Here is a 14,608-nt window from a genome sequence, read left to right on the forward strand (position 1 = left end):
ATTTGCTAATATGATTGGGAATAATCTCTCTGTATTGGTAAAGAATGTGAAGAAATATGCAGCGATAACGCTCCTGGCAGCTACTCTCGCAGGGTGTGATAACAACTCCGCGCCGCTGTCGTTTACGCCCGAGATGGCGAGTTTTTCGAACGAATTCGATTTCGACCCTCTTCGCGGCCCGGTCAAGGATTTTACCCAGACGCTGTTCAACGAGAAGGGTGAAGTGTCCAAACGGGTCACCGGCACCGTGTCGGCGGAAGGGTGTTTCGATACGCTGGAGCTGCACGACCTGGAGGCTAACACGGGCGTAGCGCTGGTGCTGGATGCCAACTACTACATCGATGCAGAAACCCAGCAGCGTAAGGTGAAGCTGCAGGGCAAATGCCAGCTGGCCGAACTGCCGTCAGCCGGGGTGACGTGGGATACCGACGACAACGGCTTCGTGGTGGCCGCACATGGTAAAGAGATGGAGGTGAAGTACCGCTACGATGCGGATGGCTACCCGCTGGGCAAAACCACCGTCTCCGGGGATCAGCATTTATCGGTACAGTCGACGCCATCTAAGGATCTGCGCAAAAGAATGGATTACTCGGCCGTGAGCCTGTTAAACGATAAGCCGCTGGGCAACGTGACGCAAAGCTGCGACTACGATCGCCACAATAACCCGGTGAGCTGCGATCTGACGATCACGGACGACAGCGTCAAACCCGCCGTTGAGCGCAAGTACACCATCAAAAACACGATTGAGTATTACTGAGAATGAAACCGCGCAGGCTACTGCGCGGTTGGTTTCAGCAGGCTGGCACCTGACGGCTTGTGACCGGCCAGATGCTGATGCTGGAAAATGCACATGCGGATGGTATTCCGGTATTCACCATTGATAAAGAACTCATGAATCAGCTCGCCTTCTACCATAAAGCCCAGCTTGCGGTAGATATGGATCGCTTTTTCGTTCTCTTTATCCACGATCAGATAAAGCTTGTAGAGATTCAGTACGTTGAATCCGTAATCCATCGCCAGCTTCGCCGCCCGGGAGGCCAGGCCTTTCCCCTGGTGCTCCGGCGAAATAATGATCTGGAACTCCGCCCGGCGGTGAACGTGGTTGATCTCAACCAGCTCCACCAGCCCGGCTTTGTCGCCTTCACACTCCACCACAAAACGACGCTCGCTCTGATCGTGAATGTGCTTGTCGTAAAGATCCGACAGCTCGACAAAGGCTTCGTACGGCTCTTCGAACCAGTAGCGCATCACGCTGGCGTTATTGTCGAGCTGGTGGACAAAGCGCAGGTCTTCACGCTCCAGCGGCCGGAGTTTTACGTCACAGGGCGCCGACATTATGGGGCTACCGTACGACCAGTGCGGCGATCCAGGCAGCGCAGGGTGTTCGGCTCCCAGTAGGCATTGACGTTCGCACTTTGCTGACACTTATCGCGTGCGTCAAAGGCGACATCTTCTTTGTCCCACTCTTTTTCAGCACGTTTGTTGACCTTCTGACGAAGGCTGCGGGTGTCATTCCATTGTTCTTTGTCCATCGCGGCGTTCTGGCGGCTTTGCGCGCTGTCACCAGACTCAATAATGAGCTTGCTGGTTTCCGCTGTCGCAGAGGCGGCAAAGGCGAACGATGACAGCGCCAGCAGGGCTGTCAGACAAAGGCGTTTGCTTAATGTAGTCATAGCGTTTCCTTTTAAATGGGTGCAGATGAGCAAGTTTCCCCGTTCAGATTCTACACCAAAGAGCAATAACGGCATACCCGCGGAGCAAGTATGGAAAAGTAAAGGGCATCATCAGGTATGATGGTTAAATAAATCCTCACCTGACGTGAAATATGCTCAAAACGACGCTGCTTTTTTTTGCCACCGCGCTATGCGAAATCATCGGTTGCTTCCTGCCCTGGCTCTGGCTGAAGAAGGGGGGAAGCGCACTGCTGCTGATCCCGGCGGGCGTCGCGCTGGCTCTGTTTGTCTGGCTGTTAACGCTGCATCCGGCGGCCAGTGGGCGCGTTTACGCGGCTTACGGCGGCGTCTATGTCTGCACGGCGCTGCTGTGGCTGCGCGTGGTGGACGGCGTCAAACTCAGCGCATATGACTGGGCCGGGGCGCTGATTGCCCTGTGCGGTATGCTGATTATTGTGGCGGGATGGGGCCGTGCTTGAGCCCCCCGGGTTTTGTGATCGTTAGCTGATTTTATGATCATTATACTTGTATGGTAGTAGGTTTGATGGGTAAATTTCCAGCATCACAACGAACGATGTAAGGAAAGGAATTATGAAGATTGTCGCGGCTGACGTGTTTGTTACCTGCCCGGGGCGGAACTTTGTCACCCTTAAAATCACTACCGATGAAGGGATCGTTGGCCTCGGTGACGCCACGCTGAACGGGCGTGAGCTCTCTGTTGCTTCCTACCTGAAAGATCACCTCTGCCCGCAGCTGATTGGCCGCGACGCGCACCGTATCGAAGATATCTGGCAATTCTTCTATAAGGGCGCCTACTGGCGCCGCGGGCCGGTCACCATGTCGGCAATTTCCGCCGTGGATATGGCGCTCTGGGACATCAAAGCCAAAGCGGCCAATATGCCGCTCTACCAGCTGCTGGGCGGCGCATCCCGTGAGGGCGTAATGGTCTACTGCCACACCACCGGGCACACCATTGACGACGTGCTGGAAGATTACGCCCGCCATAAGGAGATGGGCTTTAAGGCGATCCGCGTCCAGTGCGGCGTGCCGGGCATGAAAACCACCTACGGCATGGCTAAAGGGAAGGGGTTGGCCTACGAGCCCGCCACCAAAGGCGACTGGCCGGAAGAGCAGCTCTGGTCCACTGAGAAATACCTCGATTTCACGCCAAAACTGTTTGACGCGGTGCGCAGTAAATTTGGCTTCAATGAGCATCTCCTGCACGACATGCACCACCGCCTGACGCCCATCGAAGCGGCGCGCTTCGGCAAGAGTATCGAAGCGTTCCGCATGTTCTGGATGGAAGACCCAACGCCTGCGGAAAACCAGGAGTGCTTCCGCCTGATCCGCCAGCATACCGTCACGCCAATTGCGGTGGGCGAGGTGTTCAACAGCATCTGGGACTGCAAGCAGCTTATAGAAGAGCAGCTTATCGACTATATCCGCACCACTATTACCCATGCGGGGGGGATCACCGGGATGCGCCGCATCGCGGACTTCGCGTCGCTCTATCAGGTGCGTACCGGATCGCACGGCCCGTCCGATCTGTCGCCGATCTGCCACGCGGCCGCGCTGCATTTCGACCTGTGGGTGCCGAACTTCGGCGTGCAGGAATATATGGGATACTCCGAACAGATGCTGGAAGTCTTCCCGCACAGCTGGCGCTTTGATAACGGCTATATGCACCCGGGCGAGAAGCCGGGGCTGGGCATTGAGTTTGATGAAAAGCTGGCGGCGAAATACCCGTACGATCCGGCCTATCTGCCGGTGGCCCGTCTCGAAGACGGCACGCTGTGGAACTGGTAACCGAGGAGCGAACGATGAAAAGCGTAGTAATTCAACAGCCGAACCAGCTGGTGATTGAGGAGCGTCCGCGCCCGGAGCCAGGCGCAGGGGAAGTCCGCGTCAAAATCAAGCTGGCCGGGATCTGCGGGTCAGACAGCCACATCTACCGCGGGCATAATCCGTTTGCAAAATATCCGCGCGTGATTGGCCACGAGTTTTTTGGCACGATCGACGCCGTGGGCGAGGGCGTAGAACCGTCCCGGTTAGGGGAGCGCGTTTCGGTGGATCCGGTGATCAGCTGCGGGCACTGCTACCCGTGCTCCGTCGGCAAGCCCAACGTCTGCACCTCGCTGGTGGTGCTGGGCGTCCACCGCGACGGCGGATTCAGCGAATATGCCGCCGTGCCCGCTAAAAATGCCTGGCGCATACCGGATGCGATCCCGGATAAACACGCCGTGATGGTTGAACCTTTCACCATTGCCGCCAACGTGACGGGGCAGGCTAGCCCTACCGAACAGGACGTTGCGCTGATCTACGGTGCAGGGCCGATGGGACTGGTCACCGTACAGGCGCTGAAGGGCGTCTACAACGTGAAGCAGGTTATCGTCGTCGACAGAATCAATGAGCGTCTGGCCATGGCCCAGCGCAGCGGCGCGGACTGGGTCTTTAATAACGGCGAAACGTCGCTGCAGGCCGCGCTGGACGAAAAAGGCATCAAGCCGACGCTGATTATTGATGCCGCCTGTCATCCGTCGATTTTGCAGGAGGCGGTCACCCTGGCTTCCCCGGCGGCGCGCATCGTGCTGATGGGCTTCTCCAGCGAGCCGAGCCAGATAGTCCAGCAGGGGATTACCGGTAAAGAGCTGGCGATCTTCTCCTCGCGCCTCAATGCCAACAAATTCCCGGTCGTCATCGACTGGCTTGAAAAAGGGCTGATCGATCCGGAAAAACTGATCACCCATACCTTTGACTATCACCATGTAACAGACGCCATCGAACTGTTTGAAAAAGACCAGCGGCAGTGCTGCAAGGTTTTACTGACGTTCGGGCAATAACCCTACACGCGGTTAAGAGCCCGCGAAGACGGGCTCTCAGTGGTACGCATCATACCTTTTAGAGATAGCCATTATGACGCAAGCACAACCTCAAAGAACCACCTCAGATCTGGTGAAAGCCGCCGTCTCCGGCTGGCTGGGCACCGCGCTGGAGTTTATGGATTTCCAGCTCTACTCGCTAGGGGCGGCGCTGGTATTTCATGAAATCTTCTTCCCGGAACAATCGGCCGCGATGGCGCTGATTCTGGCGATGGGAACCTACGGCGCGGGGTACATCGCGCGTATCGTCGGGGCCTTTATCTTCGGCAGAATGGGCGACAGCATTGGCCGTAAAAAGGTGCTGTTTATCACCATCACCATGATGGGGATCTGCACCACGCTGATTGGCGTGCTGCCGACCTACGCGCAGATCGGCATTTTTGCGCCCGTACTGCTGGTAACGCTGCGTATCATTCAGGGGCTGGGCGCCGGGGCGGAGATCTCCGGGGCGGGGACCATGCTGGCGGAGTACGCCCCGAAAGGGAAACGCGGCATCATCTCCTCGCTGGTGGCGATGGGGACTAACTGCGGGACGCTGAGCGCCACGGCGATCTGGGCCTTTATGTTCTTCGCCCTCGATCGTGAACAGCTGCTCGCCTGGGGCTGGCGCGTGCCGTTCCTTGCCAGCGTCGTGGTGATGATCTTTGCCATCTGGCTGCGAATGAACCTCAAGGAGAGCCCGGTCTTTGAGAAAGTAAACGATGCAGAAACCGTGCAGCCGGACACCTCGCTGGGTTCCATGGTGAAAAGTAAATCCTTCTGGCTGGCGACCGGCCTGCGTTTCGGTCAGGCGGGCAACTCGGGGCTGATCCAGACCTTCCTCGCGGGTTATCTGGTCCAGACGCTGCTGTTCGATAAAGCGATTCCCACCGACGCGCTGATGATAAGTTCCATTCTCGGGTTTATCTCCATCCCGCTGCTGGGCTGGCTTTCCGACAAAGTGGGGCGCAGGCTGCCGTACATTATCCTCAATATCTCCGCCATTATTCTGGCGTACCCGATGCTGTCGATTATCGTCGATAAGAGCTATGCGCCGGGGATAATCATGCTCTCGATCATCGTTATCCATAACTTCGCCGTGCTGGGGCTGTTTGCGCTGGAAAATATCACCATGGCGGAGATGTTTGGCTCGCGAAATCGCTTTACCCGTATGGCTATCTCCAAGGAGGCGGGCGGTCTGGTGGCGGTGGGCTTTGGCCCGGTACTGGCGGGGATTTTCTGCAATATGACGGGTTCCTGGTGGCCGATTGTAGCCATGCTGGTGGCTTATTCCGTGATTGGGCTGGTTTCGGCGTTCCTGATGCCGGAAGTCCGCGACCGCGACCTCAGCGCGGCTGAAGATGCCGCAGAGGCCACGCCGAAAGAGCGCGTGGGTTACGGCGCGGTCTCCACGCGACGCTAGTGGTTTATATCTTTCGTGACTTATCACACAACTTTTTGTTTATGTCACACCACATGAGCAAAAGTTAATATAAATCAAAAACTCAAACGGCAGTATCAGTATGGTTGATGGCAGTAATTTTTTACCTCGACTGCCATTCTAGTTGGTGTAGTCAGCAGGCGCTGCCGCTCTGGACTGGGGGCGGCAGCGATCCACAGCTTTCTAATTAGCGAGTCTTAATCATGAAAAACACCTTATTACAGGCCAACGCGACGCTGCCTCAGTACGATCGCTACAGCCTTAAAGCACGCATTGTACATTTAGGCTTCGGCGCATTTCACCGCGCGCATCAGGCGGTGTATGCGGACATCCTCGCGGCTGAACACGGCAGCGACTGGGGCTACTGTGAGGTTAACCTGATTGGCGGCGAGCAGCAGATTGCCGACCTGAAGGCGCAGGATAACCTCTACACCGTAGCGGAAATGTCTGCCGATGCCTGGACGTCCCGCGTGGTTGGCGTAGTCAAAAAGGCCCTGCACGCGCAGGTCGACGGGCTGGAAAGCGTGCTGGCGGCAATGTGTGAACCGCAGGTGGCGATTGTCTCGCTGACCATCACCGAAAAAGGCTACTGCCACTCTCCGGCAACCGGGCAACTGATGCTCGATCATCCTTTCATCGTTGCCGACCTGCAAAACCCGCATCAGCCGAAATCCGCGCCGGGCGTGGTTGTGGAAGCGCTGGCGCGCCGTAAAGCGGCGGGGCTGCCCGCGTTTAGCGTGATGTCCTGCGACAACATGCCGGAGAACGGTCACGTGATGCGCAACGTAACCTGCGCGTACGCCCGGGCGGTAGACGGCGAGCTGGCGGACTGGATCGAGGCTAACGTTACCTTCCCGTCAACCATGGTGGACCGCATCGTACCGGCGGTCACACCCGATACGCTGGATAAAATCGCGCAGCTGACCGGCGTACGCGATCCGGCGGCGGTGGCCTGCGAGCCGTTCCGCCAGTGGGTTATCGAGGATAACTTTGTGGCCGGGCGTCCGGAATGGGAAAAAGCCGGAGCCGAACTGGTTTCAGACGTGATCCCGTTTGAAGAGATGAAGCTGCGCATGCTCAACGGCAGCCACTCTTTCCTGGCCTACCTGGGCTATCTGGCCGGTTATCAGCACATCAATGAGTGTATGGAAGACGAACACTATCGCGTCGCCGCGCACGCGCTGATGCTCAACGAGCAGGCGCCGACCCTGAAAGTGAAGGGCGTCGATTTAGAACGCTACGCTGACCTGCTGATCGCCCGTTACAGTAACCCGGCCCTGCGCCACCGTACCTGGCAAATTGCGATGGACGGCAGCCAGAAGCTTCCGCAGCGGATGCTGGATCCCGCGCGCTGGCACCTGGTGCACCAGACGCCTTTCCCACTGCTGGCGCTGGGCGTGGCTGGGTGGATGCGCTATGTCGGCGGCGTGGACGAGCAGGGTAACGCCATCGACGTGAGCGATCCGCAGCTGGCGGTGATTCAGGCGGCGGTGAAGGGAAGTGCCGAAGGGGAAAGCCGGGTTAACGCGCTGCTCGGCATTGAGGCCATTTTTGGGAAAGAGTTGCCGCGAGAAAAAGCCTTCACAGATGCCGTGATGAGCGCGTATCAGACGCTGCTGCAGAAGGGGGCAAAGACCACGGTGGCGGAGTACGTGTCGCACCTGTAATTCAACACATGCCGCCGTTCGCGGCGGCATGTCGGCGCACAATTTAGTGCATGCCCAGACGAATCAGTTCAATTGGTTCGAACTTACCTTCGCATCCTTCCACTTCCACCGTTTTGCCACGGCGCACCTGCGCGGCATCCAGCCCGTCGCTGTGGATCGCCTTAATCACGCCGGTTTTGCCAGTGCCGCTAATCATGACGCGGCTGCCGGTGGTGATTGCATTGCGGTTACGGTCGTATGTCATCATGGTATTTTCTCCTCTCTAAACTATCCGTTACGGCGCTATTTCAGGTTTTGCCGTTCACGGGGCACTATAAATACGCCTGTCTGCCAGTCATGTTTTTGTTTTTGATCAAACTCACACTTTTTTCTTTATTACATGGGGCGTTGACGCTTCACGACGGCAATTTACAAAGCAGACCGTTATTTTCACTTATTGATAGTTTCTACGGTGAAGCGTTGAGGATTGGTTTATATTCCCGATGCCATTCTGGTTGCAGGAAATAACCCTTCATTGGAATAAGGAGTCAGGCTTATGTATAAGAAGATTTTGATGCCTGTTGACGTGTTTGAAATGGATTTAAGCGACAAAGCGGTTCGCCACGCGGCTAACCTCGCGAAGGCCGAGGGCGCGTCGATTACCCTGGTCAATATTCTGCCTGCCAGCAGCCGGTCTCTGCTGCGCGGATTCAACGCCGATATTAAAAAGTTTGAAGAGTATATGAGCGCAGAATCCGGGAAGAAAATGAACGAGTTAAAACGACTGTTCGATATCTCCCCGGAGAATATCCACACTCTGGTTCGTTTTGGCAGCGTCCGCGATGAAATTATCAAGCTGAGCAAAGAAGGGAAATATGACGTGATTGTCATCGGGTCAAAAAATCCGGGCATCACCACCCATCTGCTGGGGTCAAATGCGGAATCTATTCTGCGCTACGCCACAATTCCGGTGTTAGTCGTTCGTTAATTACGGCGCCGCCCGCGAAAAGGGCGGCAAATATCACTCTTCGCTAAACCACTCGCTATTTTCCTGACGAATAAGCTGCACGGATTCGCCTATCTCCTGCAGATGCAGGGTCATCGCTTTTTCCACGCCGTCCGGGTCGCGTTTTTCCAGCGCGCTGAAAATATCGTGATGCTGGCGGAGCAGCATTTCCGGCGGGGAGACGTGATCGAGGCTCATGTAGCGCACCCGGTCAATGGTGGCCTTGATGTTCTCGATGGTATCCCAGGCCAGCTGGCAGTCTGCAATTTGCGCCAGCTTCTGGTGAAACTCATCATCAAGCAGGAAGAAATCGTTGAGCTGTTTACGGTCAATCGCAATGCGCTGCTGATGCAGGTTTTGCTCCAGCAGGTAACACTGGTTGTCATTAATGAGCGTCGCGGCACGGCGCACCACCGCGCATTCAATTGCCTGGCGTACGAAACAGCCGTTGCGCACCTGTGAGAGTGAAATTTTGTTCACGTAGCTGCCGCGCTGCGGGCGGATCTGAATCAGGCCGTTCTCCGCAAGCTTAATAAACGCTTCACGCACCGGCTGACGGGACACGTCAAAACGCACGGAGACCTCTTTTTCAGAAAGCGGCGTTCCCGGTGGGATCAGGCAATGGACAATATCACGTCGCAGAATGCGATAGATTTGCTGGTTTACGGGCTGGGTGGGATTGAGTTGCGATTCAGCGGCCATGAGTTGTCATTTCTCAGAGAGTTAGCCCGAACATACTACCATTCTTTTATGACCCGAAACAGACCCGGCCCGCGGGCCGGGAAGGGCTTATTTAGCCACGATGGACGCTAAGTCCGGCAAAACTCTGGCTGACCGGCATCATTTCCACGGTATTGATGTTGACGTGTTTTGGCAGCGTTGCGACCCACCAGACCGTTTCGGTGACGTCTTCCGGCGTCAGGGCGTTGGCGTTTTCGTAGGTTTTATCCGCTTTCGCGTCATCGCCCTTGAAGCGCACGTTGGAGAATTCGGTGCCGCCTACCAGCCCCGGCTCGATATCGGTGACGCGAATGGCGGTGCCGTGCAGGTCGGTGCGCAGGTTCAGGCTGAACTGGCGCACAAACGCTTTGGTCGCGCCGTAGACATTACCGCCCGCGTAAGGCCAGCTCCCGGCGGTAGAGCCGATGTTGATAATGTGGCCGCGGTTGCGCTCGACCATGCCCGGCAGCACCGCGCGGGTCATGTACACCAGCCCTTTGTTGTTGGTGTCGATCATGTTTTCCCAGTCTTCAACGCTGGCTTTGTGGGCAGGCTCCATGCCCAGCGCCAGACCGGCGTTGTTGACCAGCACGTCGATGGCACGCCACTCTGCCGGCAGGCTGGCAATCATCTCTTCAATGGCCGCACGGTTACGCACGTCCAGCTGCGCGGTCAGGATGCTGTCACCTAAATCGTCCTTCAGCTCCTGAAGCCGCTCCTGACGACGACCCGTTGCAATCACCTTATGCCCGTTGGCGACGAAGCGACGCGTGATGCTTTCACCAAAACCTGCCGTTGCCCCGGTAACTAAAATAATCATCTCACTGTTCCTCAACGCTTTTTGTGTGGTACTAACATAGCACGCCCGCAGAGGGTGCGTTAAGGCAACATTTGTATGACGGCGTTGCAGGCGATGGCGGCCTGGCCTACTCTGGGAAGATATTCGTTCGGAGGAGTGAAAGATGACGGCCACCAACCCCTTTTTTGACATTAGCCTGCTGCCTTACCAGGCTCCCCATTTTGATACCATCAAAGACGAGCATTATCGTCCGGCCTTCGATGAAGCGCTTCGTCAGAAGCGGGCGGACATAGAGGCGATAGTCTCTCACACCGCTGCGCCAGACTTCACTAACACCGTGCTGGCGCTGGAGAAAAGCGGCGTTATGCTCGCGCGCGTCAGCAGCGTTTTCTTCGCCATGACCTCCGCGCACACCAATGCGTACCTGCAGGAACTGGAGGAGCAGCTCTCCACCGAACTTGCCGCGCTGGCGAACGACATCTGGCTGAACGACACCCTTTTCGCCCGCGTCGAGAGCGTCTGGCAGGACCGCGCCGCGCTGGATGCCGAATCCCGTCGGCTGGTCGAGGAGACGTACCAGCGCTTTACTCTGGCCGGCGCGCGCCTGAGTGAAGCGGAAAAAGCCGAGCTGAAAGCGCTGAATACCGAGGCCGCGTCCCTGACCAGCCAGTTTAACCAGCGCCTGCTGGCCGCTAACAACGCGGGCGGGCTGGTGGTGGATTACGCGCACCAGCTTGAAGGCCTTAGCGCCGAAGAGATTGCCGCCGCGGCGCAGGCAGCCGCGGAAAAAGGGCTTAACGACCGCTGGCTGATCCCGCTCCTGAATACGACACAGCAGCCTGCGCTAGCCGCGCTGCGCAATCGGCAGACGCGCGAAAACCTGTTCAACGCCGGCTGGACGCGCACCCAGAAAGGGGATGAAAACGACACCCGCACGCTGATCCTGCGCCTTACGGCGCTGCGGGCGCGCCAGGCCCGTCTGCTCGGCTTTGAGGATTACGCCAGCTGGAGCATCGCCGACCAGATGGCGAAAAACCCGGCCGCCGCGCTGGAATTTATGCGCGGCATTGTGCCTGCCGCCCGCGCCCGCGCGGAACGCGAGCAGGCCGATATTCAGAAGGTCATCGACGACGAGCAGGGTGGCTTCACCGTGCAGGCCTGGGACTGGGCCTTTTATGCCGAGCGCGTGCGTCAGGCGAAATATGCCCTCGATGAATCGCAGATTCGACCCTATTTTGCGCTCAATACCGTTTTACAGGACGGTGTATTCTGGGCGGCCAGCCAGCTGTTTGGCATTCGTTTTGTGGAGCGTTTCGACATTCCGGTTTATCACCCTGACGTCCGCGTATGGGAAATTTTTGACCATACCGGTGAGGGCATGGCGCTGTTTTACGGCGACTTCTTTGCCCGCGATTCCAAGCAGGGCGGGGCCTGGATGGGCAATTTCATCGAGCAATCCTACGAGCTTGCTGCCCGCCCGGTGATCTACAACGTCTGCAACTACCAAAAGCCGGGTAACGGCGGCGTCGCGCTTCTCTCCTGGGATGACGTGATAACCCTGTTCCACGAGTTTGGCCATACCCTGCACGGTCTGTTTGCCAGCCAGCGCTTCGCCACGCTGTCCGGTACCAATACGCCGCGTGATTTCGTTGAATTCCCGTCGCAAATTAATGAGCACTGGGCCAGCCATCCTCAGGTGTTTAGCCACTATGCCCGTCATTACGAAACCGGTGACCCCATGCCGGACGCGCTGCGGGAAAGCATGCTCAACGCGACCCATTTCAACAAGGGCTATGACATGACGGAGCTGCTGAGTGCGGCGCTGCTGGACATGAACTGGCACGGCATCAGCGAGGCCGTGTTGAGCGTTGAAGAATTCGAAGCCGCCGCGTTGAAAAAAGAGGGGCTGGATCTGCCCGCTGTACCGCCGCGCTATCGCAGCAGCTACTTTGCCCATATCTTCGGCGGCGGCTACGCGGCGGGGTACTACGCCTACCTGTGGACGCAAATGCTGGCGGACGATGGCTATCAGTGGTTTGTCGAACAGGGTGGATTGACGCGTGAAAACGGGCAGAAATTCCGCGAGGCGATTTTGTCTCGCGGCAACAGCGCTGATTTAGCCGAACTTTATCGAAACTGGCGCGGACACGATCCGAAGATTGAACCGATGCTGGAGAATCGCGGGTTGAGCGCATAAAGTCACTTTTAGCTAAGAAGATAACCGGGCCCCGCGCCCGGTTTTTTTTAAGGTCTGAAAGCCCAAAAATGGTCAAAAAAAGAACTAAAATTTACATTTATTAATGGTTTGAAATATATTTATATTAAATGTGCTTAAATTTAGGCGCTTTTACCAATCTCAAATTTATAATGCTCGCAAGTTTATTTAATTATTTATGCTGACTGAAGTATGGCCGTTTATTGCATATAAGAATCATCGCAAAAAGATGATTATTATATTTTTATCTCAGCCTAAAGTATTAATTTTCTCTGCCGATTAGCATGGGTGTGGTCGTGGTGGAAACCCATTTCCATTAACCACAAAAAATAAGCCGTTATTAAAATTCATCTCCAGAAGATGAACCTATGCTAATTATTAAGGAAGAGTCATGTTTAACAATCTCAACATCGGCACCCGGCTTACCATAGCATTTGGCGCAATTGTGGTTTTAATGTCAGTCGTCTGCGGGCTGCTCTATTTGAGCTTTGACAGAGTGACTGCCGTCAGCAAGCTCAACGTTCATAGCTATAAAGTGGTCGATAACCTTCGCTCCGTAACCGAAAACCTGATCAACATGGAAACCGGCATTCGCGGTTTTGCGCTCACCGGCAATCAGAACGTTCTTCAACCCTTCACGCAGGGGGATGAGAGGTTTAAAAGCAAAGTTGACGAAATTGCAGGGCTTACGCGTGATAACCCGTCGCAGCAGCAAAAATTAACCACCCTCTCCAGGCTTGAAGAAGAATGGAAAAAGTCATTTGCGCTGCCGTTAATCCAGCGAAGAGAGAGCGTATCCCGCGGGGGGGAAGAGATGGATACGTTCATCAGTAGCCTGGAGCGTAATACCGGAAAAGAGCAAATGGACGCCATGCGGGGCGTTATTCAGCAAGCGCTGAACGACGAGTACCGCATTATGGCTGAACGTCAAACCCGACTGGCTGAAGAACGCTTCCGTACGCGCATGATGATAATCCTGGGAATGATTGCGGCGGTTGTCACCGCGCTGCTGACGGGCATTTTGCTGTCGCGCAGTATTCTCCGACCGCTAAAGCAGGCCGTGAATACGGCGAACACCATTGCCGCCGGCGATCTCACCTCAACCATACGTATTACCCGAATGGATGAAACCGGCACGCTGCTTGCGGCTCTGGACAACATGCAGACCCAGTTGAAAACCCTTGTCACTGAAATCAAAGAGGCCGCGACGTCGGTGGATCTGGCTGCCGGTGAGATCGAGCAGGGCAATATGGAGTTATCGTCTCGTACCGAGGAGCAGGCGGCGGCGTTGCAGCAGACTGCCGCCAGCATGGAACAGCTGACGATGACCGTTCGGAACAATACCGAGGTCGCGGAGCATACGGCAACGTCAGCAAGAAAGACGGAAGCACTGGCACGTGAAGGTGAGTCTGCCGTGGGCGAAATGAGCGAAACGATGCAGAATATCTCGGCTAACGCCCTGAAGATAAAGGAAATCACCAGCGTTATAGAAGGGATTGCTTTCCAGACTAATATTCTGGCGCTGAATGCGGCGGTCGAGGCTGCACGTGCCGGTGAGCATGGTCGTGGCTTCGCCGTGGTGGCGACGGAAGTCAGAAATCTCGCTCAGCGCAGCGCAACGGCGTCCAAAGAAATTGGGGCGCTGATTGAGCATGCCGTTGAGGATGTCGATAACGGTGTGTCGGTGGCATCCAGAACGGCAGAGACGATTTTGCGGGCTGCGAGCAACGTGGCTACGCTTGCTGAAACTATGGACAGTCTTTCAATGGCCTCGGTTGAGCAAATGCAGGGCATCATGCAAATCAGCGCTGCTGTCACCCAGATGGATGGCGTGACGCAGGGTAATGCGGCGCTCGTTGAGCAGTCCGCAGCGGCATCGCAGGCGCTGACCGAGCAGTCCAGGGCACTGAAGCAGATGACGGAAAACTTTGCTATTTGAGCAGCAAAAGCATAATCAAAAGGTAAAGCTCCGGCGTTTTAAACGCGAATTTTAATCAAACCAGCAACGGGGGCGTCTTAATAAAAAGGGGCGTCCCCGTGAATAATGAAGAAAATAGCCGAGCGTCAGTGACAAATTAAAAATACTGACTACGATTTCGTAAAACGAAAATTTAAAAGGAGTTTCTGATGGCGATTGCTGTGGTGACAGTTTTACTCTTCCTGTTGATGTTCCCGGCGGCTATTCACATTTTGCTACAGCTCGTCGGAGGCTGGTGTGACGCGTAGCCTCCCTGGCTAATCCGGTCTTTT

14 protein-coding genes are annotated in these 14,608 nt (G+C 56.0%); 9 read left to right on the forward strand and 5 right to left on the reverse strand.

What is annotated here, in order from left to right:
• The first annotated feature begins 10 nt into the window (after positions 1-10).
• On the forward strand, positions 11-757 hold the full coding sequence (locus tag IM291_RS03115) for a YnfC family lipoprotein (protein ID WP_032644870.1): 747 nt from the start codon (positions 11-13) through the stop codon (positions 755-757).
• 17 nt (positions 758-774) lie between these two features.
• Here the strand turns inward: IM291_RS03115 and speG are convergent, their stop codons facing one another.
• Both speG and IM291_RS03125 read right to left on the reverse strand, forming a co-directional pair.
• The gene (gene speG / locus IM291_RS03120; RefSeq protein ID WP_041910220.1) at positions 775-1,335 is read right to left on the reverse strand and encodes a spermidine N1-acetyltransferase; all 561 of its coding nucleotides are present in this window, start codon (positions 1,333-1,335) and stop codon (positions 775-777) included.
• A complete protein-coding gene (locus IM291_RS03125) occupies positions 1,335-1,673 on the reverse strand; it encodes a DUF1283 family protein (RefSeq protein WP_008502414.1) in 339 nt (112 codons plus the stop codon). The genes speG and IM291_RS03125 overlap by 1 nt, the downstream gene beginning before the upstream one ends.
• Before the next feature lie 152 nt (positions 1,674-1,825).
• Between IM291_RS03125 and IM291_RS03130 the strand changes: the two genes are divergently transcribed.
• From IM291_RS03130 to IM291_RS03150, 5 genes are all read left to right on the forward strand, one after another.
• Entirely contained in the window at positions 1,826-2,152 is a 327-nt protein-coding gene (locus IM291_RS03130; protein ID WP_025757996.1) for a YnfA family protein, read from the forward strand.
• 112 nt (positions 2,153-2,264) lie between these two features.
• Positions 2,265-3,479 (forward strand): D-mannonate dehydratase ManD, encoded by a 1,215-nt coding sequence (gene manD, locus IM291_RS03135; protein WP_028013004.1) that lies wholly within the window; start codon positions 2,265-2,267, stop codon positions 3,477-3,479.
• A gap of 14 nt (positions 3,480-3,493) precedes the next feature.
• Positions 3,494-4,513, forward strand: coding sequence for a Zn-dependent oxidoreductase (locus tag IM291_RS03140; protein ID WP_028013005.1), 1,020 nt, complete (start codon positions 3,494-3,496; stop codon positions 4,511-4,513).
• A 73-nt stretch (positions 4,514-4,586) separates the two neighbouring features.
• Entirely contained in the window at positions 4,587-5,954 is a 1,368-nt protein-coding gene (locus IM291_RS03145) for an MFS transporter (protein WP_192986107.1), read from the forward strand.
• A 221-nt stretch (positions 5,955-6,175) separates the two neighbouring features.
• The gene (locus tag IM291_RS03150) at positions 6,176-7,639 is read left to right on the forward strand and encodes a mannitol dehydrogenase family protein (RefSeq protein ID WP_192986108.1); all 1,464 of its coding nucleotides are present in this window, start codon (positions 6,176-6,178) and stop codon (positions 7,637-7,639) included.
• Positions 7,640-7,682: 43 nt separating this feature from the next.
• Here IM291_RS03150 and ydfZ read toward each other — a convergent pair whose 3' ends face one another.
• Positions 7,683-7,886, reverse strand: a complete 204-nt coding sequence (gene ydfZ, locus IM291_RS03155; RefSeq protein ID WP_028013008.1) for a putative selenium delivery protein YdfZ — start codon at positions 7,884-7,886, stop codon at positions 7,683-7,685.
• A 288-nt stretch (positions 7,887-8,174) separates the two neighbouring features.
• On the opposite strand from ydfZ, the gene IM291_RS03160 reads away from it, so the two are divergent.
• Positions 8,175-8,606: a universal stress protein gene (locus IM291_RS03160; RefSeq protein ID WP_048956364.1), complete on the forward strand. Its 432-nt coding sequence runs from the start codon at positions 8,175-8,177 to the stop codon at positions 8,604-8,606.
• Between the two features lie 33 nt (positions 8,607-8,639).
• On the opposite strand, the gene IM291_RS03165 is transcribed toward IM291_RS03160, so the two are convergent.
• Together IM291_RS03165 and ydfG are read right to left on the reverse strand one after the other, a co-directional pair.
• Complete coding sequence (locus tag IM291_RS03165) at positions 8,640-9,326, reverse strand: GntR family transcriptional regulator (protein ID WP_126326070.1); 687 nt, start codon at positions 9,324-9,326, stop codon at positions 8,640-8,642.
• 91 nt (positions 9,327-9,417) lie between these two features.
• On the reverse strand, positions 9,418-10,164 hold the full coding sequence (gene ydfG, locus IM291_RS03170; protein ID WP_028013011.1) for a bifunctional NADP-dependent 3-hydroxy acid dehydrogenase/3-hydroxypropionate dehydrogenase YdfG: 747 nt from the start codon (positions 10,162-10,164) through the stop codon (positions 9,418-9,420).
• Between the two features lie 142 nt (positions 10,165-10,306).
• Here ydfG and dcp point away from each other — a divergent pair, with 142 nt between their 5' ends.
• Positions 10,307-12,340, forward strand: a complete 2,034-nt coding sequence (gene dcp / locus IM291_RS03175; RefSeq protein WP_192986110.1) for a peptidyl-dipeptidase Dcp — start codon at positions 10,307-10,309, stop codon at positions 12,338-12,340.
• A 409-nt stretch (positions 12,341-12,749) separates the two neighbouring features.
• Entirely contained in the window at positions 12,750-14,297 is a 1,548-nt protein-coding gene (locus IM291_RS03180) for a methyl-accepting chemotaxis protein (RefSeq protein ID WP_192986111.1), read from the forward strand.
• The last annotated feature ends 311 nt before the right edge of the window (positions 14,298-14,608 follow it).

The sequence above is a fragment of the Enterobacter cloacae complex sp. P27C genome (assembly GCF_014895705.1).
GTDB classification, from domain to species: domain Bacteria; phylum Pseudomonadota; class Gammaproteobacteria; order Enterobacterales; family Enterobacteriaceae; genus Enterobacter; species Enterobacter bugandensis.

What these genes read in the sequence shown, in the direction of transcription:
- speG (WP_041910220.1), bottom strand. Translation starts at nt 1,335, where the DNA reads ATGTCGGCGCCCTGTGACGTAAAACTCCGGCCGCTGGAGCGTGAAGAC.
- dcp (WP_192986110.1), top strand. Translation starts at nt 10,307, where the DNA reads ATGACGGCCACCAACCCCTTTTTTGACATTAGCCTGCTGCCTTACCAG.
- IM291_RS03125 (WP_008502414.1), bottom strand. Translation starts at nt 1,673, where the DNA reads ATGACTACATTAAGCAAACGCCTTTGTCTGACAGCCCTGCTGGCGCTG.
- IM291_RS03180 (WP_192986111.1), top strand. Translation starts at nt 12,750, where the DNA reads ATGTTTAACAATCTCAACATCGGCACCCGGCTTACCATAGCATTTGGC.
- IM291_RS03165 (WP_126326070.1), bottom strand. Translation starts at nt 9,326, where the DNA reads ATGGCCGCTGAATCGCAACTCAATCCCACCCAGCCCGTAAACCAGCAA.
- IM291_RS03145 (WP_192986107.1), top strand. Translation starts at nt 4,587, where the DNA reads ATGACGCAAGCACAACCTCAAAGAACCACCTCAGATCTGGTGAAAGCC.
- manD (WP_028013004.1), top strand. Translation starts at nt 2,265, where the DNA reads ATGAAGATTGTCGCGGCTGACGTGTTTGTTACCTGCCCGGGGCGGAAC.
- ydfG (WP_028013011.1), bottom strand. Translation starts at nt 10,164, where the DNA reads ATGATTATTTTAGTTACCGGGGCAACGGCAGGTTTTGGTGAAAGCATC.
- IM291_RS03160 (WP_048956364.1), top strand. Translation starts at nt 8,175, where the DNA reads ATGTATAAGAAGATTTTGATGCCTGTTGACGTGTTTGAAATGGATTTA.
- IM291_RS03115 (WP_032644870.1), top strand. Translation starts at nt 11, where the DNA reads ATGATTGGGAATAATCTCTCTGTATTGGTAAAGAATGTGAAGAAATAT.
- IM291_RS03150 (WP_192986108.1), top strand. Translation starts at nt 6,176, where the DNA reads ATGAAAAACACCTTATTACAGGCCAACGCGACGCTGCCTCAGTACGAT.
- IM291_RS03130 (WP_025757996.1), top strand. Translation starts at nt 1,826, where the DNA reads ATGCTCAAAACGACGCTGCTTTTTTTTGCCACCGCGCTATGCGAAATC.
- ydfZ (WP_028013008.1), bottom strand. Translation starts at nt 7,886, where the DNA reads ATGATGACATACGACCGTAACCGCAATGCAATCACCACCGGCAGCCGC.
- IM291_RS03140 (WP_028013005.1), top strand. Translation starts at nt 3,494, where the DNA reads ATGAAAAGCGTAGTAATTCAACAGCCGAACCAGCTGGTGATTGAGGAG.